This is a genomic window from Burkholderia sp. RF7-non_BP4, assembly GCF_001521935.1.
Taxonomy (GTDB): domain Bacteria; phylum Pseudomonadota; class Gammaproteobacteria; order Burkholderiales; family Burkholderiaceae; genus Burkholderia; species Burkholderia diffusa.
Window position 1 is genome coordinate 261,028 of the sequence record NZ_LOTA01000089.1, and the last position, 22,351, is coordinate 283,378.

Genomic DNA, 22,351 nt, shown 5'->3' on the forward strand with positions numbered 1-22,351 from the left:
ATGATGGATAGAAATCGCTATGCCATGTTGACGGTGGATACCGAGGCGCTGCCCAAGCGCGCCACGGAGGATCACGTCAAACGGCTGATGTGGGGTGTGCACGAGAAGGGGCGGGCAGGGGTTGCCGAAATGGCTTCCATCGGCGACGAGTTCGGCGTCAAGCACGTGTTCTTCGTGGACCAGTGCGGCGCGTATGCGTACCTCGACGAAACGAAGGAGGTCGTGCGCCGGCTGGATGCCGCGGGGCAGGACGTTCAACTGCATACGCATCCGGAATACCTGCCGGACTCGTTCTGGGCCGAGCACGGCCTCGCGCGACGGCCGCAATACATGAATCAATACACGGACGATGCGCGCGCGGAGTTCGTGATTCGTCACTTCGGCGGGCTGATTTCGGCGGAAACGGGCAAGCCGGTGCTGGCGCACCGTGCCGGTTCGTTTCGCTGGAACGCGTCGACGATCCGGGCGCTGAAGTCCACCGGCGTACAACTGTCGTTCAACAATTCCCTGTGCGCGGTCCATGCCGGGCAGTGCAACTACAGCGAGCCCACGAATCTGCCGTTCCAGTGGTCGAACGGCGTGATCGAAGTGCCGATGACGGAAAAGAAGATCCTGCCGAAGGTCGGCAAGGAAGAATGGTGGGCACGCCTGACTTATCCTGAATCGCCGTATTTCCGGTTTCGTCCGTGGTGGGGCAAGCTGCTGCTCGACGCGTTCAGCGGCAGTCCGACGTTCTCGATTTTCCTGCTTCATTCGTGGTCGCTGCTGTATTGGGACGAGAACGGGCATGCGACCTATCGGGACGACCAGCGTGTCGAAGGCTACCGGAAACTCCTGGCGCGCCTGACGAAGGACTACGACGTGATCACGACGTCGGAATTCCTGGACTTGCAGGCCCGCGGCAGGATCCGGACCACGCATACGACCGATCTCGCCCGTGCCGAACTGAAGGCGGCCGGGGTGGCGAAAGCATGAGTACGATGCTCGATTCGTTGCAGACGGCGTTGACCGAGCCGCTGCTCGCGATGAGCCGTCGACTGACGGCGCATGTGCTCGAGCGCAAGCTGAAGCAGCGTTCGCACGGCGTGCCGTTCGTCGGCGATCCGGACAGCATGCTGTACGTGGCGGCGAGCGCATTGCCGTATCACACGAGCGGCTATACGACGCGCACGCACGAAGTCGTGCGCGCATTGGTGGCTGCGGGCGGTCGCGTGCATCCGCTGACGCGGCCCGGCTATCCCGGCGATCGCGCGGATCGCCTGACCGACGCCGCCGGCAGCGAGACGCAGGTGAGCGAGGTCCGGTATCTGCATGCGAGCGCGCCGTTCAACAACCGGCCGGTGCTGATGTATGCGTTGCAGGCGGCGCCCGTCATCGCGTGCGTGGCCATGCAGCATCGCGCGTCGGTGATCCACGCGGCGTCGAATCACGTGAACGCGCTGCCGGCCCTGCTGGCGGCGCGGCAACTGGGCATTCCGTTCCAGTACGAGATGCGCGGGTTGTGGGAGTTGACGCGCATCTCGCGCATGCCGGAATACGAAAGGCGGCAGGGGTTCACGCAGGGGCTGCAGCTGGAGGGGCTGGTGGCCCGGCACGCGGACAAGCTGTTCGTGATCTCGGCGCAACTGGGCCGGTTCGCGCGCGATCGCTGGGGGATTGCCGGCGAGCGGATGCATCTGCTGCCGAATTGTGTGGATCCCGAACGGTTTACACCTTCGGCGCCCGAGGAGATCGACGCCGACACGATTGGATATGCAGGCTCGCTGATCGGCTATGAAGGACTCGATACGTTGATCGATGCGGTCGGCCGGTTGAGCGGGCAAGGGCGCGCGGTGCGGGTCGAGATCGTCGGAGAAGGCGAGGCACGGCCGGCGCTGGAGGCGCAGGTCCGGCGCCTCGGATTGTCGGAGCAGATTCGCTTTCTGGGCCGGACCTCGCCCGAGCAGGCGCGCCGGACGCTCGGTCGTTGCGCACTGGTGTGCATCCCGCGCAAGCCGTTCAAGGTTTGCGAGATCGTGCCGCCGATCAAGCTCGTGGAAGCGCTCGCGATGGGCAAGCCGGTGATCGTGCCGGATCTGCCGGTGTTTCGCGATGAAATGGGTCCGAGTCCGGCTGGCTGGTTTTTCAAGGCCGGCGATGCGGTCGACCTGGCACGGGTGATCGATGCGGCGCTGTCCGATCGCGGTACGCTCGCGGCGCTCCGTGGCCAGGCGAGAGAATACGCGGCCACACAGCGCCGCTGGCGCGAATTTGTCATGAACGCACTGCCAATGTCGCAGGGTGAGGGGTTAAATGGTCGGCAGGGTCATTAGAAAACTGGGTTCGTTGGTCTACGACTATCCGACGGTTGCGGAGGATGTGGAGCAGGCCGGACGCTTCGGGCGCCTGAAGATCGCGCTCGTCACCGATTACTTCACGGCGGACTGCCTGTCGGCGGAATGTCGCGTGCGCACCATGACGCCTGCCAACTACGCGGACGTGATCGGCAACTGGAAACCGGATCTCGTGCTCGTGGAATCGGCGTTTCACGGCGTCGACGGGAGCTGGCGCTACGAGCTGGCGCGACAGTCGCCGCCGATGCGGCTGAGCAAGCCGACGGCGATCTTTCGCCTGGTCGACTTCGCCGGGCGCGCGGGCGTTCCGACCGTATTCTGGAACAAGGACGACGGCGCGTTCTTCGACACGTTCATCGACGTGGCGAAGGTGTTCGACTACGTGTTCACGACCGACGAGGCATGTCTTGCCCGATATCGGCAGCAGGTGCCCGCGCACGTGCCGGTCAACACGCTGGTGATGCCGTATCAGCCGGCGTCGCACAATTTCTCGGGCTTCAATTTCGTTCGCAACGAAGCGTGCTTCACGGGCAGCTATTACCGGCGCATCCTGAACGAACGCCGCCGTTTTCTCGACATGGTGTTCGACACCTGCGAGCAGAGCGATCTGCAGCTCAACGTATTCGATCGCAATCACGATCGCCTGTCGCGCTTTTTCGAGTTCCGCTATCCGAAGCGGAACGGGCTGCGCGTGCACGGCAAGGTGCCGCATCGGGAAACCGCGCAGGTGTACAAGTCGCATGCGATCTCGATCAACGTGAATTCGGTGACGGGCTCCGAGACGATGTTCTCGCGACGCCTGCTCGAGATTCTCGCGTGTGGCGGCATCGCGGTGACCAACGCGAGCTGCGCGGTCGACCGGTATTTCCGTGAGTTCTGCCACGTGATCGATACGCATGACGAGGCGCGGGAGTTGTTTTCGCGGCTTCGGCATGGCCCGTCGCAGGATGATCTGGACCGGGCCGAGGCAGGCGCACGCTACGTACGGCAGAACCATACGTGGGCGCACCGGCTGGAAGAAATCTGCGCCGTCGTGAAGATCTGAGAGGAAGTGGCCACGATGCTCGCGCTGCTTTCCTACGCTGCCCAACTGGTCTTCCTGCTGGTGGTGCTCTACTTTGCGCTGTACGTGCTGCTCGAATTGCGCGTGCTGCTGATTTCCCGCAAGGTCGAACGGCGCAAGCTGACCGACCTGGCGCAGCCCGTCCGGATCTCCGAAGATGGCTTTCATCCTCGGGTCAGCGTGCTGCTGCCGATCTGCAACGAGTCCGAGATGGTCGAGCGGCTCATCGATGCGGCCTGCCGCCTGACCTATCCGTCCAACGAGATCGAGATCCTGGTGCTCGACGACTCGTCGGATGCGACGACGAAGCTCGCGCGGGCGAAGGTCGATCGCTACGCCGCCGACGGAATCGACATCCGGCTCATCAAGCGTCAGTCGCGAACGGGCTACAAGGCCGGCAACCTGGTCAACGGCATCCAGCAGTCGTCCGGCGAGTTCTTTGCGATCTTCGATGCGGACTTCGTGCCGCCTGCGGATTTCCTGCTGAAGACCATTCCGTGTTTCACCGATCCGAAGCTCGGCTTCCTTCAGACCGGCATCGGCCACGAGAATCGCGACGCGTCGTTCCTGACACGCTTTCAGGCCATGGAAATGGGCCATCAGCAGTACGTGACGGTGGGGCTGAGCGAGGACGGCGACATGGCGTCGCTGAGCGGCAGCTCGTGTGTGTGGCGCAAGGAGTGCGTCGATGCGCTGGGCGGCTGGAATGCGTCGACGGTCACCGAAGACGTGGACCTGGGCTATCGCGCGCAGTTCGGCGAATGGAAGTATGCGTATCTGCGAGAGGTCGTTTCCATGTCAGTGCTGCCGGAGACCATCAGCGCGTTTCGCATTCAGCGCGAACGCTGGGGGCGCGGCCTGATCCACAGCGGGTTCAAGCATGTCGGACAAATGCTGTCGCAAAGCATGCCGCTGATGAAGCGGATGCACGCGATCTCGGTGATGTTCTCGTCCGTGCTGCTGGCTTCGATCTATGTGCTGATACTGCTCAGCATGCCGTTGACTTGTCTGGTGCATTTCGACGGCGAGGGGATTCATCTCGGCGCATTCGCCTTTTTCGTTCTGGTGGCGATCTGGGCGCTTGCGAATGCGTTCGGTTCGCGCAAGGGCGCGAGATTCGACGACAAGCCGAGTGTTCTGAAAACGGTATGGGATACCTACCTTTATATCGCGATGTTTTTGCCGATGGCCTGGTATTACTTCGCGGGGGGCGTCCGTGCGGTTTTCGGCGTGTATAGCGGCTTTCATCGCACGCCAAAAGGCAGGGAAGCCTATCGCTCGACGATGCCTCGCATCAATGCAGTTCTGCTGGCCGGGGAAATCGCCACGTTCGCCTATTCACTCATGACGGTTTTTCTGGCGATTCAGAAGAAGAACTATGTTTTGATTCCGCTCAACGTAACGGTTTGCGTCGGCTTCGGTATGGTTCTCTTTTGGTCGTGGCAAGAGCATCGTGCCCGCGTGCAATCGTGATTTCCGCGTGAGCGCAGTCCAATCGACCCGAATGGCGGGCGCGGATTGCCGCTTTGTTAAGGGTGCCTGCCTTTCTCGCATATGGTCCGCGTAAAGCTGATTGTCAGCATCGAAAGAAACGCAGGTATTTGCACGACGAGGGAGCGCAAGATCACGAGCGATGTTGTACGACGAATGCCGCAGGCCGCCGATGCGTTGGCCGGCGGTGCTCGCTCGATCGAATCGGGGCATGCGTTCACTTTTACCGATGGCGCGGCCGCCTGGCTTCGCTCCCGTCTCCGGTCCGGCGCCGATCTGGAGGTGTCGCCTGACGATTTGCATACGTGACCCGGCGAATCAAGCGAGTCGAAGGATCATCAAGATTTGCAAAGAAGATTCGAGGAATTCTGTCCGTCCCAATTGGACGGGGCAGAATGCCACCAGACAGTCTCTCATCGAACCCGCCAAGTCGGAGATTCATGTCTGACGAATGGCCAGGCAACTTTAACAACGGCTTGCAGGATTGCCGCATGCAGCCGGCCGAACGGTGACGCGATCATCGGCATTCGACGCGACTAAAACGTCGTGCGAATGGACCGCTACCGGACGGTCAAGTGAAATGGTTCGGCAGTTTTTTCCGATGTTTGCACTTCGCGGATCGGCGTGCGACCGGTGCCTGACGATTGCAAGCAATGCGAGTTTCGTGTTTTGCATGGTCCCGATCGGCGAGAGCATGTGAGGCGTAAGCGGTCGTAACATGCAAGGTATTACTCGAATATTAATATTGATGTATGATCGCGTCGGCGCGTTGTAAGCTTGTGGCCAACAACCTTTCGCGTCGCGCAAATTTCCATGCGGTGTCGTTTCGCTGCATGGCCCGCACATTTTTTCGCAACCCTGATTCGGGCGGTCGCACATCGCTACATCGATGTTCCGTGCCAATGCGTGATGTGTCGCGGACGTAGTCAAATCATACGAAATAATCGAACGCAATAAATCGATAATGTTGTCTGCTGCTTGATCGAAATATCAGGCAGCGCTTCGCGCTTGAAGATCGATAACCAGACACCGCTGAAAAACAAAGTCTGTTTAAAACGATGGAAAGCAGCAATATTCGCAACCGGGGAGGGCAGGTGAGCGCAAGCGGGCCACGAGCAATCGTGATAACCGGCAGCAGTGCCGGGCTTGGACGTGCGCTGGCATTGAGTTATGCCGCGCCCGATACCACGCTGGGGTTGATCGGCAGAAATTCGGCGCGGCTGGAATCCGTCGCCGCGGAGTGCCGTGCGCGCGGCGCCCGCGTCGTGACCGGCTGCATGGACGTGCGCGACTCGGCCACCGTCCAGGACTGGATGATCGATTTCGATACGCGGTATCCAATCGAATTGATGATTGCGAATGCAGGCGTGGCCAGCACGCTGCAGTCCGCGGACGACTGGGAGCACATGGCGCGCACCGCCGATGTCGTCGATACCAACCTGTACGGCGCGTTGCATGCGGTGCTGCCGGCCATCGACCGGATGCGCATGCGCCGGTGCGGACAGATCGCGGTCGTCAGTTCGCTCGCCGCGTTGCGGGGTATGGCCATCTCGCCCGCCTACTGCGCGAGCAAGGCGGCGCTGGTCGCTTACTGCGATTCCGTGCGCCCGATCCTCGCACGCGAGGGCATCGGCCTGTCGGTCGTGATGCCGGGCTTTGTCCGCACGGCGATGAGCGACGTCTTCCCGGGCAGCAAGCCGTTCATGTGGAGTGCGGACAAGGCTGCCGGTTACATCAAGAAGCGCCTCGCGCGACGCCGCGTGGAAATTGCCTTTCCGTTCAGTCTTGCCTTCGGCATCAAGTTGCTGCGCCTGCTGCCGGCCACGCTGGCGGATGCCATTCTCGGTCGTCTGTCCTATCTCCCGCGCGGGAAGGCGTGACGTGCTGCCCGGATTCGCGTTCGCGGCTGCGGCAGCCGCACTCTCGTTTCTCGTAGAGGCCATCTCGTATCCGCGCGCGTCGTTCGTCCGTTCGCCGGCGGCGATCGCTCTGCATGTCTGCGCGTTCGCGATCGTGGCGGGCGCGACTTTCGCCGTGACGGCACGGCCGCTTTTCTCGGCATCCGTCGCCCTCGTGCTGATCGCGTTGCTGGCCGTCATCAGCAACGCAAAATACGAATCCCTGCGTGAACCCTTCGTCTTTACGGACCTAAGCCTGTTCAGCCAGGTTTTCGCCCATCCGCGTCTTTATCTGCCGTTTCTGAGTGTGGGCAAGGTGTTCGGTATCGTTGCCGCCGTGGCGGTCGCGACGGTCGGGTTTCTGCTCGAACAACCGGCCGGCATGCTGGCGCGTGGCGCCGCCGCAGTGATCGCGGTCGCTTGCGCGCCGTTCTGTGTCGCGCTGTCGCGTCGCATGCCGCTGACGCTCGACCCGATGGCGGACCAGCGTCGGACGGGTTTCTTCGCGGCATTCGTCGCTTACCTCGTCAACGGGCTGCGGCGTGCGGAGCGCAACGCGTTCTTTCGCGCGGTCGACGCAGGGCCGTTCGCCGGTGGCCGTCCGCACAGCACGCCGGACGTGATCGTCATCCAGAGCGAATCCTATTTCGACGCGCGTCGCCTCGGCGCATGCGTGTCGGCGGAGCCGTACGTGAATTTCGATCGCGCCCGCCGCGAGGCATTCACGCAGGGCAGCCTGGACGTTCCCGCCTGGGGCGCCAATACGATGCGCAGCGAATTCGCGATGCTGACGGGATTGCCGTCGGCGGCGCTCGGATATTCGCGCTTTTACCCGTACATGTATGTGCGCCGCGCATGTGCGTCGCTGGCCGGCTGGTTCAAGCGAGGCGGATATCGCACGCTCGCGATTCATCCGTATCACGCCGATTTCTTCGGGCGCAACCGGGCATTCCGGTTCATGCATTTCGACCGTTTTCTGGATATTCGGGATTTCGGCGGTGCCGCGCGAGTCGGGCCTTATATCGGAGACGGCCCGGTGGCCGATGCCATCATCGCGGCCCTCCAGGAGCACGGCGACGGGCCGGTGTTCGCGTTTGCGATCACGATGGAGAACCACGGCCCGCTGCATCTGGAACCGGTCGGGCCGGGCGAATCCGACGCGCGGCATACGCTCGGCGACGACGCGCGCTGGCGCGATCTGACCGCCTATCTTCGACACGTCGAGAATGCCGACGGCATGATCGGCAAGCTGACTGATTATCTCCGCAAGCGGGAGCGTCCGACCGTGCTGTGTTTTTACGGCGATCACGTTCCCGCGCTGACTTCGGTGTTCGACGCGCTCGAAACCGAACCGACCAATAGCGATTACTTTATTTGGCGCAACTTCGCGAACGATTTCGGCGAGCACCGAAACCTTCGCGTCGAGAGTCTCGGTGCCGCGATACAGCGCGCAATGGTGCACGTCGATTGCACTCGCGCCGCTTCGCCGACCGGGATGCTTCAGACGCCGGCGTGATGATGGAAAAGAAAATTGCAATCGTTGGGATGGCTTGCCGCTTTCCCGGTGGGGTTGAGGGACCCGACGACTTCTGGCAACTGCTGCGTGACGAGCGCGATGCCGTGACCGCCATTCCGCCGGACCGGTTCGGCACGGCGTTCTATCGGCACCCGTCGAAACGGGAGCCGGGAAAGAGCTACACGTTCGCGGCGGGCGTCGTCGACGACGTCGCGGGCTTCGACGCCGAATTCTTCGGCATCTCGCCGCGCGAGGCGGCGCAAATGGATCCGCAGCAGCGGCTGCTGCTCGAACTCGCGTGGGAGGCGTTCGAAGACGCCGGCGTGCGTCCGGCCGCGATGCGCGGACGCGACTGCGGCGTGTTCGTCGGCGTGGCGGGCATGGATTACGGCAACCGCAATATGGACGACATGAACACGATCGATCCGTATTCGGCAACCGGCAACACGCTCAGCATCGCGTCGAACCGCGTGTCTTACCTGTTCGACCTGCGCGGCCCGAGCATGTCGGTCGACACCGCTTGCTCGTCCTCGCTCGTCGCGCTGCATCAGGCGGTCCGCGCGCTGCAGTCCGGCGAGACGGCGATGGCGCTTGCCGGCGGGGTCAACCTGCTGCTGCATCCGTTCGGATTCGTCAGTTTTTCGAAGGCGTCGATGCTGTCGCCGCGCGGCCGCTGCCGCGCGTTCGACGCGACCGGCGACGGCTACGTGCGCGCCGAAGGCGGGGCGTTCGTGCTGCTCAAGCCGCTCGACCAGGCGGTGGCCGACGGTGATACGATCCACGCGGTGATCGCCGGATCGGGCGTGAATTCGGATGGCCATTCGCACGGCGGCATCAACGTGCCGGCAGCCGCGACGCAGGCGGACCTGCTGCGCGCCGTGTATCGGCGCGCGGGCATCGATCCGCGCACGCTCGCGTATCTCGAGGCGCACGGCACGGGCACCGCGGTCGGCGATCCGATCGAGGCGCGCGCGTTGATCGACGCGGTGTCGGGCGGCCGGCCGGAATCCGATCCGCTGCTGATCGGTTCGGTCAAGACCAATATCGGACACCTCGAAACGGCATCGGGCATGGCCGGTCTGCTGAAGGCCGTGCTGTGCCTGAAGCACCGCGCGGTGCCGCGTTCGCTGCATTTCGACACGCCCAACCCCGGCATCGATTTCGAAGGCGGCCGCTTGCGCGTGGTCGATCGGTTCACGCCGCTCGCGCGCGGCGATGCACCGCTGACCATCGGCATCAATTCATTCGGCTTTGGCGGCACGAATGCGCACGTCGTCGTCACCGAAGCGGCAGCGCCGGCGCCAGTCGCGCAGTCGGCGGCACGGATCGATGCTCCGTTGCCGCCGCTCGTTCTTACCGCGCGGTCGCCGGCCGCGCTGGCAGCCGTCGCCGCACGCCATCTCGCGCGCCTGCAGTCGGGTGCCGACTGGGCCGCACTCGCGGCCGCCGCCGCACGGCGTCGCCAGTGGCTCGAGCATCGCGCGGTCGTCGCGCCGGCGGATCAGGCTGAAGGCCTGGCGGCGCTCGCCGCGCTTGCGGAGCCGTCGGAGCACGGGCTGCCGGCCTGCGCCGTGCAGGGGCAGGCCATCGAAGGCGACGCGCCCGTCGCGTTCGTCTACGCGGGCAACGGCTGTCAATGGGCCGGGATGGGCAAGCGGCTCTATGCCGAGGATGCGGTGTTTCGCGCGGCGCTCGACGAAGTCGATGCGCTGTGGCGCGCGGACGGCAACGCATCGCTCGTCGACGTCATGTGCGAAGGAGTCGACGCTGAATGGCTCGCCGCGACCGAGAACGCGCAGCCGCTGCTGTTCGCGATGCAGGTCGGCATCACGCGTGTGCTGACCGCGCGCGGCATCCGCTTCGATGCGGCGGTCGGCCACAGTGTCGGCGAGATCGCGGCGGCCTGGGTGTCGGGCGCGCTCACGCTCGCCGAGGCCGTGCGCGTGATCCGGATTCGCAGCGGTGCCCAGGGCCTGACGCGCGGCGCGGGCAGGATGGCGGCGGCCGGCATCGGCGAAGCCGCGGCGCGCGACTGGATCGCGCGTCTCGATCTCGCCGCGGCCATTGAAATCGCGGGCACCAACAGCCCCGACTCGGTGACGCTCGCAGGTTCGCAAGCCGCGCTCGAAACAATCGGCGCGGCGCTCGCGGACGCCGGCCATTTCTATCAGATGCTCGGCCTCGATTACGCGTTCCACAGCAGCCGCATGGATGCGATCGAGCCGGTCGTACGCGACGGGCTGGCCGATCTCGCGCCGCGCGATACGCACACGCGATTCGTGTCGACGGTGACCGGCGACACGTTGCCGGGTACCGCGCTCGACGCGGGTTACTGGTGGCGCAACATTCGCGAGCCGGTCCGTTTCGGCGACGCCATTGCGCGCCTGGCCGACGACCGCGTGCGCGTGTTCGTCGAGATCGCCCCGCATTCGATCCTGCGCACTTACGTGAAGCAGACGCTTGCCGCACGTGTCGCGCCGGGCGTCGTCGTGCCGACGCTCAAGCGTCAGCACGACAGCGCGGACATGCTCGCCCATGCGATCCTGTCGGCGGTCGCCCAGGGGGCGCGCGTCGATCTCGACCGCCTCGTTCCCGATGTCCCGCACGCCGCGCTGCCGACTTATCCGTGGCAGCGCGAGCGTTACTGGCTCGTGCCGAGCGTCGAGGGCTACGGGCTCGTGAATCGTCGCGTCGATCATCCGCTGCTCGGCTATCGCCTGCACGAGCATGCGTTCGCGTGGGAGAACCAGCTCGATCCGCAGCGCGTGCCGATGCTCGCCGATCACGTGGTCGACGGCGGCGTCGCGTTCCCGGGCGCCGGTTATGTCGAAATGGCACTCGCGGCGGCGCGCAGGTTCTTCGGCACACCGGATGCGGCCATCGAGAACGTCGAGATCCGCATGCCGGTCGTGTTCCAGCCGCAGCACGCGAAGTTGTTCCGGTTCGCGATCGACGTGCGCACCGCGTCGTTTACGATCGAGACGCGCGACCGGATGTCGGACGGCCCGTGGAACCTGAACGTGACGGGGCGCCTGCTCGAAAGCGGCAATACGCTCGGTGCGTGCAGCATGCCGGATGCGTCCGTCGTCACCCGTCTGCAGTCGCGTCCGGCGCTTTCCGGCGACGTGCTGTATGCGGGCACGACGGCGATCGGCCTGAGCTACGGGCCCGCGTTCCGGTGGGTGCGGTCGCTGCGCGTGTCGGGCGACGACGCGCTTGCCGAGCTCGATGTGCCGGCGGTTCTTGCCGATGAGCATGCGCGATCGGACTATCTGTTGCATCCGGCGCTGATGGACAGCGGCTTCCATCCGCTGTTCGCGGTGCTGGCGCAGGCCGGTGTCACGCCGGACGATGCGCATTCGGCGTTTGTCCCCGTGCAGATCGGTCGTGTCGATTTCCTGAGCGGCGAAGCGATTCGTCGCGTGCTGGCGCGCATTCATCGCCGCAGCCCGCATTCGATCGTCGCGTCGTTCGAATTCATCGATGCTAACGGCAAGATCGTCGCGCGCCTTTCCGCGTGCCGCTTCCGTCGCGTCGATCTCGCCGGGCGCCGTCAAGGCGCGCCCGCGCGCTTTGCCTACGTGCTCGAAGCGCGGCCGCTGCCGGCCGGTTACACGGCCGACGCGTTGCCGCCGCCGGGCGTGCTCGTCGAGCGTGCGAACGCGCAAGTCATGGCGCGTGAGGACCTCGCGCGCCGCACGCAGCATCTGACCGAAACGTTGCCGCTGCTCGACGTGCTTGCCGGTCTGCATGCGCTCGACGCGCTGGATGCGCTCGGCGTGTTCGCCCAGCCGGCGCTGCCGACGAACACGCATTCGCAACAGGTCGCGCGACTGGCGGAAATCGTCGTCGAGGACGGGCTGGCGCGCTTCGAAGGCGATCGCCTGGTTCGCGACGACGAAGCCTGCGCGGCGATGCCCGCGCGTGACGCGCTGTGGCGCGACGTGCTGGCCGCATCGCCGGCCCATGTCGCCGAGTTGACGCTGCTGGCGCACGTCGGCGCGGCGCTGCCGCGCGTGCTGCGCGACACGTCGCCCGAGGGCGCGCTGCTGTCGTCGACCGGGCGCAGTCTGGTCGAGCAGTTCTTCGATGCATCGCCGACCTGGGCGCATGCGCGCGCGCTGCTCGCCGCCTGCGTGACGCAGGCCGTCGCGGTGTGGCCGGACGCACGCCGCTTGCGTGTCCTGGAGTTCGGCGCCGCGAGCGGCGACGTGTTGCAGCCGCTCGACGTGGACGTGCCGGCCGGTCGCTGCGAATACCTGCTGGCGGGTACGGCGCAGCAGCTCGCCGGGTTCGATGCGGAAGCGCATGCGCACGTACGGACGCTGGCGTTCGCGACCGACGCGCCGCTGTTCTCGCAATGCCGCGATACGACGCCGTTCGACGTGGTGATCGTCAACCGGATGCTGGGCGATCATCCGGATCCGCTCGCCGCGCTGACGGCGATCGCCGAACGGCTCGCGCCGGGCGGGCTCGTCGTCATCGCCGATGCGCGCCGCAGCCGCTTCTCCGACATCGTGTTCGGCACGGCGGGTGGCGCGGGCGCTGCCTGCGCGTACGGCACGCTGGCGCCGGGCGCGATCGAGTCGATGTGCGAACGCGCCGGACTGGTCGACGTGGTGCGTGATACCGAACAAGGCCTCGATCTCGAGGGCATGCCGACGTTCGTCGTCGCGCGCAAGCCGGCTGCCCGCGAGCAGGCGGCCGGCGCATCGCGGGACGAGGATCGAGCGCGCATGGTGCAGCGTGACGGCGCGCACTGGCTGATCGTGCAGGACGATGACGATGCGTTCGGCATCGCCCTGGCGGGCGAACTCGAGCGGCTGGGCTGCCGCGTCGAGTCGGCAGCGGTGCGTGACGCCGCGGCATGGTCGGCGCGTCAGCCGGCCGGGCAGCCGGCCCATGTCGTGTTCTTGGCGCCGCTTGCATCGCTCGACACCGCCGACGGTGCGGCCATGATGCGCGCGCAGCGCGGTGGCGCGCTCGCGCTGGCATCGATCGTGCGAGATCTCGATGCCGCCGGCGCGACGGAGCGCGGGCGACTGTGTGTCGCGACGCGTGGCGGCGCGCCGTTCGCCGCAGGCACGTCGTCACACCCCGAGCATGGAACGTTGTGGGGTCTCGGCCGCGTGATCGCGAACGAGTATCCGACGCTGCCGCTCCGGTTGATCGACGTCGATCGCGCCGTCGAACAACCGGCATCGCAGCTTGCGATGGCGCTGCTCGGCGACGATGGCGAGGAAGAAGTGCTGCTTGCGCCGCAGGGCCGCTACGTGCCGCGCATGCTGCCGGCCGCGCAGGCGGCCGAGCGTGACGACGCGTCGTCGAGCGCATCGGATCGGACGGGGGCGCGGCTCGCATTCGACATGCCGGGTTCGTTGCGCAACCTCGCATGGTTCGCGATGCCGGCACGCGATCTCGCCGCCGGCGAGGTCGAGATCGAGCCGATGGCGACGGGGCTCAATTTCCGCGACGTGATGTACGCGATGGGGCTGCTGTCCGACGAAGCCGTCGAGACGGGCTTCGCGGGCGCGACGATCGGCATGGAAATGTCGGGACGCGTCGCGCGGGTCGGCGCGGACGTCGAAGGGTTTGCACCGGGCGACGCGGTGCTGGGTTTCGCACCGGCATCGTTCGCGACGCGCGTGGTCACGCGCGCGACCGCGATCGCACGCAAGCCCGACACGATGTCGTTCGAGGAGGCCGCCACGGTTCCGACGACGTTCTTCACCGCGTACTACGCGTTGTGCGAACTGGCGCGACTGCGACGCGGAGAGCGCGTGCTCGTGCACGGCGGCGCGGGCGGGGTCGGCATCGCGGCGATCCAGATCGCGCGGCATCTCGGCGCGGAAGTCTTCGCCACTGCGGGCAGCGACGAGAAGCGCGAGTTCATTCGCCTGCTCGGCGTCGACCGCGTGTTCGATTCGCGCAGCCTCGCGTTCGCCGACGAGATCCGTGCGCGCACGCACGGCGAAGGCGTCGACGTCGTCCTCAATTCGCTCGCGGGCGAAGCGATGGTGCGAAGCATCGATACGCTGCGTCCGTTCGGCCGCTTCCTCGAACTCGGCAAGCGCGACTTCTACGAGAACAGCCAGATCGGCCTGCGGCCGTTCCGCAACAACATCAGCTATTTCGGCATCGACGCGGATCAGCTGATGGGCGTGCTGCCGTCGCTGACGACGCGACTGTTCGAGGAAGTGATGAGCCTGTTCTCCGCCGGCGTGCTGCATCCGTTGCCATACCGCGCGTTCCCGGCCGCACGTGCGGAGGAAGCATTCCGCTACATGCAGCAGGCGCGCCAGATCGGCAAGGTGCTGGTCACCTATCCGTCGGGCACGCCGGCGCCGACGCGTGGCGTCGCGGTGCCGACGCTGCGGCTCGACCCGCAGGCGGCATACCTGATCGTCGGTGGCACCGGCGGGCTGGGCTTCGCGACCGCGCGCCGGATGATCGAGCGCGGCGCGCGGCACCTGACGCTCGCGAGTCGCGGCGGCGCGTTGGGCGCGGTAATGCAGGCCGAAGTCGACCGCTGGCGAGACACGCTCGGCGCCGACGTGTCGGTCGCGCGATGCGACGTGACCGACGCCGCGGCGCTCGACCGCCTCGTCGACGAGATCGAGCGTCGCGGAACGCCGCTCAAGGGCGTGCTGCATTCGGCGATGCAGATCGACGACGGGCTGCTGCGCAACGTCGACGACGCACGCTTCGCAGCGGTGCTCGAACCGAAGGTGGCGGGCGCATGGAACCTGCATCGCGCGACGCAGCGTTGCACGCTCGATTTCTTCGTCGTGTATTCGTCGGCGACGACCTGTCTCGGCAACCCGGGGCAGGGCGCGTACGTCGCCGCCAACGGCTTTCTCGAAGCGCTGGTCGCGCATCGTCGCGCGGCCGGCCAGCCGGGCCTGTTCATGGCGTGGGGGCCGATCGAGGACGTCGGCTTCCTCGCGCGCAACGCCGGCACGCGCGAGGCGTTGCAGTCGCGGATCGGCGGTGCGTCGATCACGTCGGACGAAGCGATGGCCGCGCTCGAGCGCGCGCTTGCCGAAGGGACTGCCGGCGAAGCCGTCGTGCGCCTCGATTGGGGCGCCATCTCGCGCGGCATGCCGGCCGCGCACGCTCGCCGTTACACGGCGTTGCAGACGGGTGGGGCGGCCGAGACGTCGAGCGAGGATCGCGTGTTGCTGGAACAGTTGCGTGCGCTGCCGCCTGCCGAAGCGGTCGCGCTCGTCGAGACGGCGCTGCGCGGCCAGATCGCGCGGATTCTGCACATGTCGCCGGAGCGCGTCGATGCCGGCCGGTCGGTCCTCGATCTCGGGATGGATTCGCTGATGGGCATGGAGCTCGGCATGGCCGTCGAGGAGGCCTTCGGCGTCAAGCTGTCGATCATGGCGATCGCGGAAGGCGCGACGGTGCATACGCTGGCCGAGCGCATCGTCGAGTTGCTCGAAGATCGACACGGCGACGGAAAGGCCGCGGCATCGGACGAGCTGGCGCAAGCACTGGTCGCGCGGCATGCATTGGGCGATGAGGCGCGGGCGACGCTCGCACGTCATCAGGATCACGAAGAAAACCAGGGGGCAGCAACATGCAAGTCGACGCCGGTGCATGCCGGATGAAAGCACCGCAGGGGTGGCAGGCGAGCGAAGGCACGGTCGCCCGGCCGGTGACGATGACCGGACATGGTCTGCACACCGGGCGCCGGGTCCAGGTGCGGATCCTGCCCGCGACGCCGTCGGGCGAACGGCACGGGATCGTGTTTCGCCGCATGCGCGGCGATCATCAACTGGGGATGCTTGCCGCCGGCCCGGCGGTGCGTCGCGCGCAGCCGCTCTGCACGATGCTGCGTGCCGACGACGGCATGGGCGTGCGTACGGTCGAGCACCTGCTTGCATCGCTGCTGACCTGCGAGATCGATCACGCGATCGTCGAACTCGATGCGGAAGAAGTGCCGATTCTCGACGGCAGCGCGCGGCCGTGGATCGACGCGATCGCGGCCGGCGGCCGTGCCGAATTGCGGCGCTCGAAGCGCTTTCTCCGGGTGCTGAAGCCGGTAAGCGTGGCCGACGGCGAGGGCGCGTCACGGCGCGAATTGCGCGTCGAGCCCGCCGAGCGATACGAATTCAGCGTGCGCGACGATCTCAAAGGGTTCGGCGACATGCAGTGGGACGGCGAGCTCACGCCGGGGACGTTCGCCAGCGAGATTTCGTCGTCGCGTTCGTACGGGCGGATCAAGTGGGCCGTGCCGGCGATCGCCGTCGGCTACCTGACGGGCACGCCGATCCTGCGCGGCGCGAGGCCGTCGTGCACGGCGTCGATCATCGGCAATCACGTGATCGGCGGACTGCGCGCGCCCGACGAATTCGTGCGTCACCGCGTGCTCGATCTCGTCGGCGATCTGGCGCTCTCGGGCTCGCCGCTGCTCGGGCGCGTCACCGCGCATCGCCCCACCCACGAAATGAATTACCGACTCCTCAGCGCGTTGCTCGGTACGCCCGACGCGTACGAATGGGTCGACGTATCCGCGTAACGCGGACGCAATGACGTAACGGACGGACTGCCCGGAACCCAAGACATGGCACTCGGAGAACACCTTCGCCAGCAACTGGCGGCGAAAGCCCTGAAACGGCAACTCGAGCGCGCGACGGAAGCCGCCGCGGCGCCCGGCGTGCCCGGTACGCCGGCGGCGCAGGCCGCGTCGGCGCGCAGCCGTTTCGAATCGATGCCGCAATATCAGCAGGTCAGGATCATGCGCGAGATGGGCGAGAAGCTGCGCGTCGACTCGCCGTTCTTCCGCGTGCACGATGGCGTTGCAGGCGCGACCACGCAGATCGGCGGTCGCGAATACGTGAACTTCGCGAACTACAACTACCTCGGCCTCGCCGGCGATCCGACCGTATCCGAGCGTGCGAAGGCCGCGATCGACCGCTATGGCACGTCGGCGTCCGCGAGCCGGATGGTCGCGGGCGAGCGTCCGGTGCAGCGCGACCTCGAGCGGGCGCTGGCCGCGTTTTACGAGACCGACGATTGCGTCGCGTTCGTGAGCGGCCACGCGACCAACGTGACCGTGATCGGCGCGCTGTTCGGCCCCGGCGACCTGATCGTCCACGACGCGCTCGCGCACAACAGCATCGTGCAGGGTGCGCAGCTGAGCGGTGCGAAACGGCTGAGCTTCGCGCACAACGACTGGCAGGCGCTCGACGAACTGCTGTCACGCGTGCGTCGCGAATACCGGCACGTGCTGATCGCGACCGAGGGGCTGTACAGCATGGATGGCGATTTCCCGGACCTCCAGCGTTTCGTCGACGTGAAGACGCGCCACGGCGCGTTCCTGCTGGTCGACGAAGCGCATTCGCTCGGCGTGCTCGGCGCGACGGGCAAGGGCATCCGCGAACATTGCGCGGTCGCGCCCGATCAGGTCGACATGTGGATGGGCACGATGAGCAAGACGCTGGCCGGTTGCGGCGGCTTCATCGCCGGCTGTCAGCCGCTCGTGGACATGCTGCGCCATCTCGCGCCGGGCTTTCTCTATAGCGTTGGGCTCGCGCCGACGCTGGCCGAAGCGTCGCTGGCCGCGCTCGAACGCCTGCAGGCCGAACCGGAGCGGGTTGCGCAACTGCAGGCGCGCGGGCGGCAGTTCCTGACCGAGGCACGCGCGGCGGGGCTGAACACCGGCACGAGCGCGGGGTATGCGGTCGTGCCGGTCATCACCGGAAGTTCGCTGAAAGCCGCGCAGTGGGCCAACGCGATGTTCGACGAAGGGATCAACGTGCAGCCGATCTTCTATCCGGCCGTCGAGGAGAAGGCCGCGCGCCTGCGGTTCTTCATCTGCTCGACGCACGAGCCCGGGCAGATCAGCCGGACGGTCGATGTGCTGGCCCGCCTGGCGGGGCGGGCGGCATGACGTCCGCCGCGGCGCTCGCGCCGTCCTTCGACGTGCCGCAAGCCGGTGCGTCGACGCCGTTTCGCGCCGCATGCGCGGACGATGCGGCGGCATGCGCGCCGCTCGTGTTTGCATCCGGCGTCGGCGAATTCGGTTTCTTCCTCGGTGAAAGCGACGCGCGCTGCATTGCGTTCCTGCAACAGGCGTTCCGGTCGCGTCACGGCCGGTTCTCGTGGCGCAGGCATCGGGTCGCGGTCGGCGCCGACGGCACCGTGCATGCCGTGATGGCCATCCATGACGGGCGTCGGACGATGTTCGACGACGTTCACGTCGTGTGGGCCCTGACGCGCTTTTTCGGCGTGCGCCGCACGATCGGCCAGCTGCTGCGCGGGCTGGTGCTCGAAACGGAGATTCCGGCGCCCAAGCGCGCGCAGATCCTGATTGCGCATTGCGCGACGGACGAGCGGCGGCGCGGCGCGGGCATCTTCACCGCACTGTTGCGCGACGCGCTCGAGAGCGGTGCGTTGCCGGACGACGACAGCCGTGACATCGTGCTCGACGTGCTGACCCGCAACGCGCGCGCCCGCGCGCTGTACGAGCGGCTCGGCTTCGTCGCGCTGACGCGGTCGCGTCAGCGCTCGCGAAAGTTGCCGGCGGAGCTGGATTCGGTACGCATGCGGCTCATGCGTCGCGGGTGACGGCGCGAACGCCTTCGCGGCCTACTTGTGCCGCGGATTGAACGGCCGCTGCTGCACATCCGCCCCATGCGCGACGATCGCCGTGCTTTCGGGCACTTCCTCCCATGCGCTGCGCAGGTCGACGAGCGGTTCCGACACGACCATGAACGCATCGTCGCCCGCTTCGACGATGCGCGGATTGTGTGGGTAAAGTTCGTGCAGATGCTTGAACGACGTGCTGTGGAACAGCGAGCGCGATTGCCGTTCGCTCGAGTAGCGCACCGCGATGATCCGGTCGCCGTCCGTCGCGCAGATCGTCATGTTGAGCGGCTCGGCGACGCGGTATCGCGCGGCGGTGTCCTCGATCACGCCGACCATGCGTTCGAGCGCCGGCAGCGGCATCTGCTCGAGGCCGTAGGTCAACGCGAGACGGAACATCACCTCGGAGTCGGTCGACCCTTCGAGCGTAGCGAACAGCGCCGGGTCGACCTTCATCGTCAGGTCGCGGCGCAGCTTGTGGAAATCGCGGATCAACCCGTTGTGCGCGAACAGCCAGCGGCCATGGCGGAACGGGTGACAGTTGGTTTCCTGGACGGGCGTGTCGGTTGCCGCACGGATGTGCGCGATGAACATCCGCGAGCGGATCGCGCGCGCGGCTTCGCGCAGGTTGCGGTCGTTCCATGCGGGATGCACGGAGCGGTAGCGGAACGGCAGTTCATCGGGGCGGCCGTACCAGCCGATGCCGAATCCGTCGCCGTTGGTGGTCGTGGCGCCCAGTTCCGAATGCAGGCTCTGGTCGATCAGCGAATGCTTCGCGCGAAACAGTACGGTCTCGAGATGGATCGGATTACCCGTATAGGCGAGCCAGCGGCACATGGAGCGCTCCTTCGCGATGAATCCTCTCGCGCATGGTAGCCGACTTCGCGGCGCCGCTATACGCGGCTGCCGCGCGCTCGCCGGTTGGCGGACTGCGCCGGACGATCGTCGATGAACGTAGATGAACGTCGATGAAGGATGCGGCGGGTGCCGCATCCTTCGTGCACGCGTCAGTCGCCGAGCGCGTCCATCACGCGGGCGGAGTAGACGAGCGCCGCGCCCGCATTCAGCGCGATCGCGACACCGAGCGCTTCGGCCACTTCCTCCTTGGTTGCGCCATGCTTCGCGGCTTCCGCCGTGTGCACGGCGATACAGCCGTCGCAGCGCGTCGTGACGGCCACCGCGAGCGCGATCAGTTCACGCGTCTTCGCGTCGAGATGACCCGTCTTGGCACCGGCGCCGGACAGCGCCTTGTAGCCGGCCAGCGTGTCGGGCGAGAGCTTCGCGATTTCGCCGATGCGCGTCGTGAGTTCCTTCCGGTATTCGTTCCAGTTCAGCATGATGCGTCCTTTCGAGAAGAAGTGGATCGGGCGGCGGATGCCGCGATCTCGGGCGATGCAGCACTTATTCTGATCGCCTATGCTGAGGGTTTCGATACGCTACAGTGTCAATTTTTAGCGCAAACGTCTCATGGACGCGTTGAGTCAACTGTTGTCGCTGGGGCGCAGTCATGTCGAACTCGACGTGCGCTGCCTGCTCGACGGCCCGTTCGCGATGCCGCACGATCCGTTGCCGCCCGGCGAGGCGGCGTTTCACCTGCTGCTGTCCGGTACGTGCCAGCTGCGTACGGCCGACGGGCGTACGCTGCGGCTGTCCGACGGCGATTTCGTGCTGTTGCCGGCGGGAGACGCGCACGACTTGTCCGATGTCGAGGGCGGCGGTGTGCGGTCGGCCGCGTCGCTGCGTGAGCCAGGCACGGCCGGCGGTGCAGTGCTGCCGGTCAAGTCGAATCGCGATCCCGCGGCCCCGGCCGATGCAAGTGTCGACCTGCTCTGCGGGCGCTTCATCTACGCGCGCGGTGCCGGTGATTTGTTGATGCGCACGCTGCCGCGCGTGCTGCATGTCGGGTTGCGCGAGGCGTCGGGGCCTGCGTCGCTGCAACTGCTGACGAGCGTGCTGCGCGCGGAGGCATCGAACGCGCAGCCGGGTGCGCGTGCAATCGTGAATGCGCTCGGACAGGCGCTGCTCGCCTACGCGTTGCGCGCGTACGGCCGCGATGCGCGTGTGCCGGCCGGCTGGCTCGCGTTGGCCGCCGACGCGCGGCTCGGCCCGTCGGTCCAGGCCGTGCTGCAGGCGCCGGCGCAATCGTGGACGGTCGAGTCGCTCGGTGCGGCATCCGCGATGTCGCGTGCGACCTATGCGCGGCATTTCCGAGCGAAGGCGGGGATGAGCGTCGGCGCATTCGTCGCGCGGATCCGGATGATGCATGCATGCGCGCTGCTTCAGGATACGCAGCGCGGCCAGGCGGAAATCGGGCAGGCGGTCGGTTATCAGTCGGAGGCGGCGTTCGGCAAGGCGTTTCGCGCCGTGCTCGGCACGACGCCGGGGCGCTGGCGGCGCGCGCAGCGCGGCACGTGAGGTTGCCCGCGGGATCGTCGTGCTCGACGACGGACCGTTGGCGAAAAACGAGGAGGGGAGAAGTGTCTGCCTGCCGCGGCGCACACCCGCTTGCGAGGCAACGACAATGAAAAAGGGGCTTCCGGTTTCCCGGAAGCCCCTTCTTGACATCTTGGTAGGCCGTGCGTGACTCGAACACGCGACCAACGGATTAAAAGTCCGCTGCTCTACCAACTGAGCTAACGACCCAAAGAGCAAAAAATTATAGCGGCGGATCGCCGGTCTGTCAACAACCCGTCACCATGATTTATTTGATGCTTTCGATCTTGCCCTGTGCCGTCTGCGCAGCGTTCGATCCGGCGTATTGCGACACGACCTGCTCGAACGTCTTCTTCGCGGCCGCCTTCTGGCCTTGCTCGAGCTGGTTCGTACCGATCGCGACGAGCGCGTCGGCCGCGCGCGGATGCTGCGGATACTTGCTCACGATCGCTTGCCACGTCGCGGTCGAGCCGCGGTAGTCGCGTAGCGCGTATTGCGCGTTGCCAAGCCAGTACTGCGCGGTCGGCTGGTACGGGCTCTGCGGATACTTCGCGATGAAACTGCGAAACGACGCGGCGGCAGCCTTGAAGTTGCCGTTGCGGAATTGCTGCTGCGCCGCGCTGAGCGCATCCGTTTCACCCGGCTGCACGGTGCCTTCGACACCATCGATCGTCGCCTGTTGCGGCTCGAACTTCTTGAGCCGCGTGTCGAGATCCTGATAGTACTCCTTCTGCTGCCGCTCGAGCGTCGTCAGCCGGTTCGTCAGATCTTCGTTCTCGCCGCGCAGCGTCGCGACCTGCTGGTTCAGCTGGTCGATACGGCCGGATTGATCGAGGATCGTACGCTGGGCGGCCGACAACTGGCTGGACAGGTTGTCGCTCTTGCTGCGCAGATCGAGCACGGCGCGGCGCGCCTCGTTGTCGTCGAACATGCCGGCGTGCGCCGGCGCGGCCGACCACGCCGCGCCGACGACGCAGATTGCTGCGGTGATCCGCAGCCAGGATACACGGTGCGTCATACG

14 protein-coding genes and 1 tRNA gene are annotated in these 22,351 nt (G+C 66.3%); 11 read left to right on the forward strand and 4 right to left on the reverse strand.

Going from position 1 to position 22,351, the window contains the following annotated elements; translation table 11 throughout:
- The 10 genes from WS49_RS28420 (at position 1) to WS49_RS28470 (ending at position 18,879) form a co-directional block, all read left to right on the forward strand.
- The gene (locus WS49_RS28420; protein ID WP_059535462.1) at positions 1-975 is read left to right on the forward strand and encodes a polysaccharide deacetylase; all 975 of its coding nucleotides are present in this window, start codon (positions 1-3) and stop codon (positions 973-975) included.
- Entirely contained in the window at positions 972-2,312 is a 1,341-nt protein-coding gene (locus WS49_RS28425; RefSeq protein WP_059535464.1) for a glycosyltransferase family 4 protein, read from the forward strand. The genes WS49_RS28420 and WS49_RS28425 overlap by 4 nt, the downstream gene beginning before the upstream one ends.
- Entirely contained in the window at positions 2,293-3,378 is a 1,086-nt protein-coding gene (locus tag WS49_RS28430; protein WP_059535466.1) for a CgeB family protein, read from the forward strand. Before WS49_RS28425 ends, WS49_RS28430 begins: the two co-directional genes overlap by 20 nt.
- Positions 3,379-3,393: 15 nt before the next feature.
- Positions 3,394-4,869 (forward strand): glycosyltransferase, encoded by a 1,476-nt coding sequence (locus tag WS49_RS28435; RefSeq protein ID WP_059535527.1) that lies wholly within the window; start codon positions 3,394-3,396, stop codon positions 4,867-4,869.
- Positions 4,870-5,945: 1,076 nt separating this feature from the next.
- Positions 5,946-6,767 carry an SDR family NAD(P)-dependent oxidoreductase gene (locus WS49_RS28445; protein ID WP_373557210.1) on the forward strand — a complete coding sequence of 274 codons (822 nt, stop codon included), beginning with the start codon at positions 5,946-5,948 and terminating at the stop codon, positions 6,765-6,767.
- Position 6,768: 1 nt separating this feature from the next.
- Positions 6,769-8,301, forward strand: a complete 1,533-nt coding sequence (locus WS49_RS28450) for an LTA synthase family protein (RefSeq protein ID WP_059535472.1) — start codon at positions 6,769-6,771, stop codon at positions 8,299-8,301.
- Between the two features lie 2 nt (positions 8,302-8,303).
- Positions 8,304-15,917 (forward strand): type I polyketide synthase, encoded by a 7,614-nt coding sequence (locus WS49_RS28455; RefSeq protein ID WP_156441468.1) that lies wholly within the window; start codon positions 8,304-8,306, stop codon positions 15,915-15,917.
- Positions 15,914-16,828 (forward strand): UDP-3-O-acyl N-acetylglycosamine deacetylase, encoded by a 915-nt coding sequence (locus tag WS49_RS28460; RefSeq protein ID WP_059535529.1) that lies wholly within the window; start codon positions 15,914-15,916, stop codon positions 16,826-16,828. Before WS49_RS28455 ends, WS49_RS28460 begins: the two co-directional genes overlap by 4 nt.
- Positions 16,829-16,873: 45 nt before the next feature.
- Positions 16,874-18,202: an aminotransferase class I/II-fold pyridoxal phosphate-dependent enzyme gene (locus WS49_RS28465; RefSeq protein ID WP_059535474.1), complete on the forward strand. Its 1,329-nt coding sequence runs from the start codon at positions 16,874-16,876 to the stop codon at positions 18,200-18,202.
- Positions 18,199-18,879 carry a GNAT family N-acetyltransferase gene (locus tag WS49_RS28470; protein ID WP_059535476.1) on the forward strand — a complete coding sequence of 227 codons (681 nt, stop codon included), beginning with the start codon at positions 18,199-18,201 and terminating at the stop codon, positions 18,877-18,879. The genes WS49_RS28465 and WS49_RS28470 overlap by 4 nt, the downstream gene beginning before the upstream one ends.
- Positions 18,880-18,900: 21 nt before the next feature.
- Here the strand turns inward: WS49_RS28470 and WS49_RS28475 are convergent, their stop codons facing one another.
- Together WS49_RS28475 and WS49_RS28480 are read right to left on the reverse strand one after the other, a co-directional pair.
- A complete protein-coding gene (locus WS49_RS28475) occupies positions 18,901-19,734 on the reverse strand; it encodes a class II glutamine amidotransferase (protein WP_059535478.1) in 834 nt (277 codons plus the stop codon).
- A gap of 170 nt (positions 19,735-19,904) precedes the next feature.
- On the reverse strand, positions 19,905-20,234 hold the full coding sequence (locus tag WS49_RS28480; protein ID WP_059474721.1) for a carboxymuconolactone decarboxylase family protein: 330 nt from the start codon (positions 20,232-20,234) through the stop codon (positions 19,905-19,907).
- Positions 20,235-20,364: 130 nt separating this feature from the next.
- Here WS49_RS28480 and WS49_RS28485 point away from each other — a divergent pair, with 130 nt between their 5' ends.
- The gene (locus tag WS49_RS28485) at positions 20,365-21,312 is read left to right on the forward strand and encodes a cupin domain-containing protein (protein ID WP_059535480.1); all 948 of its coding nucleotides are present in this window, start codon (positions 20,365-20,367) and stop codon (positions 21,310-21,312) included.
- Between the two features lie 152 nt (positions 21,313-21,464).
- Here the strand turns inward: WS49_RS28485 and WS49_RS28490 are convergent.
- Positions 21,465-21,540, reverse strand: a tRNA-Lys gene (locus WS49_RS28490).
- 58 nt (positions 21,541-21,598) lie between these two features.
- A complete protein-coding gene (ybgF, locus tag WS49_RS28495) occupies positions 21,599-22,348 on the reverse strand; it encodes a tol-pal system protein YbgF (protein WP_059535482.1) in 750 nt (249 codons plus the stop codon).
- Between the last annotated feature and the right edge of the window lie 3 nt (positions 22,349-22,351).

Bases quoted from the DNA above. Each gene is read 5' to 3' on its own strand.
- WS49_RS28420 (WP_059535462.1), top strand. From the start codon at position 1: ATGATGGATAGAAATCGCTATGCCATGTTGACGGTGGATACCGAGGCG.
- WS49_RS28425 (WP_059535464.1), top strand. From the start codon at position 972: ATGAGTACGATGCTCGATTCGTTGCAGACGGCGTTGACCGAGCCGCTG.
- WS49_RS28430 (WP_059535466.1), top strand. From the start codon at position 2,293: ATGGTCGGCAGGGTCATTAGAAAACTGGGTTCGTTGGTCTACGACTAT.
- WS49_RS28435 (WP_059535527.1), top strand. From the start codon at position 3,394: ATGCTCGCGCTGCTTTCCTACGCTGCCCAACTGGTCTTCCTGCTGGTG.
- WS49_RS28445 (WP_373557210.1), top strand. From the start codon at position 5,946: ATGGAAAGCAGCAATATTCGCAACCGGGGAGGGCAGGTGAGCGCAAGC.
- WS49_RS28455 (WP_156441468.1), top strand. From the start codon at position 8,304: ATGGAAAAGAAAATTGCAATCGTTGGGATGGCTTGCCGCTTTCCCGGT.
- WS49_RS28460 (WP_059535529.1), top strand. From the start codon at position 15,914: ATGAAAGCACCGCAGGGGTGGCAGGCGAGCGAAGGCACGGTCGCCCGG.
- WS49_RS28465 (WP_059535474.1), top strand. From the start codon at position 16,874: ATGGCACTCGGAGAACACCTTCGCCAGCAACTGGCGGCGAAAGCCCTG.
- WS49_RS28470 (WP_059535476.1), top strand. From the start codon at position 18,199: ATGACGTCCGCCGCGGCGCTCGCGCCGTCCTTCGACGTGCCGCAAGCC.
- WS49_RS28475 (WP_059535478.1), bottom strand. From the start codon at position 19,734: ATGTGCCGCTGGCTCGCCTATACGGGTAATCCGATCCATCTCGAGACC.
- WS49_RS28480 (WP_059474721.1), bottom strand. From the start codon at position 20,234: ATGCTGAACTGGAACGAATACCGGAAGGAACTCACGACGCGCATCGGC.
- WS49_RS28485 (WP_059535480.1), top strand. From the start codon at position 20,365: ATGGACGCGTTGAGTCAACTGTTGTCGCTGGGGCGCAGTCATGTCGAA.
- ybgF (WP_059535482.1), bottom strand. From the start codon at position 22,348: ATGACGCACCGTGTATCCTGGCTGCGGATCACCGCAGCAATCTGCGTC.